General features: G+C 72.8%; 2 protein-coding genes. Both read left to right on the plus strand.

The window, feature by feature from the left end; all coding sequences use genetic code 11:
• On the plus strand, positions 1–932 hold a 932-nt coding region (locus tag G3I65_RS53255), incomplete at its 5' end, for an ATP-binding protein (RefSeq protein ID WP_160703899.1).
• Positions 925–1,224 carry a hypothetical protein gene (locus G3I65_RS58675; RefSeq protein WP_160703901.1) on the plus strand — a complete coding sequence of 100 codons (300 nt, stop codon included), beginning with the start codon at positions 925–927 and terminating at the stop codon, positions 1,222–1,224. The genes G3I65_RS53255 and G3I65_RS58675, both read left to right, overlap by 8 nt.
• The last annotated feature ends 226 nt before the right edge of the window (positions 1,225–1,450 follow it).

Consider the following 1,450-nt stretch of genomic DNA (forward strand, 5'->3'; position numbering starts at 1 on the left):
CCGACACCGGCGCGCGATTGTCCGGCGCCGGCCACCCGGTCACCGACCACGTCGAGCCCGCGATCGCCACGGTGACCCGGGGGCGGTCCAGCGGCGCGGTGCAGTCGATCACCCCGCGCCGCGGGCTGGCGGACCTGGTCCTGCCGGACGCGCAGCTGGCCCAGATCGAGGAGATCGCGTCGGCGTTCCGCGCGTGGCCCCGCATCGCGGAGGACTGGGGCTTCGCCCGCAAGACGACGACCGGCGGCGTCAAGGCGATGTTCACCGGCGAACCGGGCACGGGCAAGACGATGTCGGCCGAGGTCGTCACCGGGATCCTGGGCCTGGAGCTGCTGAAGGTGGACCTCGCGCAGGTGGTGTCGAAGTGGGTGGGGGAGACGGAGAAGAACATGGAGGAGGTGTTCCGCCAGGCGGAGGACAGCCACGCGGTCCTGCTCTTCGACGAGGCCGACGCCCTGTTCGGCAAGCGCGGCGAGGTCAAGCAGGGCACCGACCGGTACGCCAACCTGGAGGTCGGGTACCTGTTGCAGCGCCTGGAAGCGAGCGACGGCCTGATCATCCTGACGAGCAACCTCAAGGAGAACATCGACCCGGCCTTCACCCGCAGGTTCCACTTCGTCGTCCACTTCCCCCGCCCGAGCGTGGCGGAGCGCCGCCGCCTGTGGCACTTGGCGTTCCCGCCGGAAGCCCCGCTGGCACCGGACGTCGACGTGGATGTGCTGTGCCGCCTGGACATGACGGGCGCGGGCATCACGGCGGCGGCCCGCACGGCGGCACTGGCGGCGGCCGACGCCGGCAGCGGCGCCATCGGGATGCGCCACGTGGTGCGCGGCGTCTCCCGCCAGTTCCAGCGCGAGGCGCGGCTGTTCCGCCCGGCGGAGCTGGGCCGGTACGCTGAACTCCTGACGGACAACGGGAGTGCGCATGCCTGAACTGATGCCCCCGCAGACCAAGCCCGCCGTCCCGGTCACGGCCCAGGAGCTCCGCACGGCCGCGGCTTCGGACAAGGGGAAGCAGAAGCTCGTCCTGGTGCCCGCGGTGATCGGCAACGCACAGGCCGCGAAGACGGCGATGGACGGCAGCGCGAAGACGGTCCCGTCCCACCTGGCCTCGACGCTGGCGGCGGGCCAGGACCACGTGGGCAACGCGGCGATGGCCGGCGCGGCGATGCGCGTGGTGCCGATGGCGGTCCCGAAGAAGGAAGCCTGCCCCGGCTGCTCGTGAGTGTTTGGTCGGGTTAGAACCCGACTGAACACTCACGACCCGTGCCTGCCTACTCCCCGGCGTCCGTCTCCAGCGCGGCCGCTCGCAAGGCGGCGGCCACGCGGGCCACGGGGTCCGGCACCACCCCGGGCAGATGCGCGAGCAGCACGCGGCGCTGTTCCCCAGGCCCACCACGCACCGGCAGCACGCGAACTCCGGGCGGCGCGACCGGGCCGAGCGCGCCCGG

The organism is Amycolatopsis sp. SID8362 (genome assembly GCF_010550475.1).
GTDB lineage: Bacteria > Actinomycetota > Actinomycetes > Mycobacteriales > Pseudonocardiaceae > Amycolatopsis > Amycolatopsis eburnea.

Excerpts from the sequence above, each read along its gene's own strand:
- G3I65_RS58675 (WP_160703901.1), top strand. The coding sequence starts at position 925 with ATGCCTGAACTGATGCCCCCGCAGACCAAGCCCGCCGTCCCGGTCACG.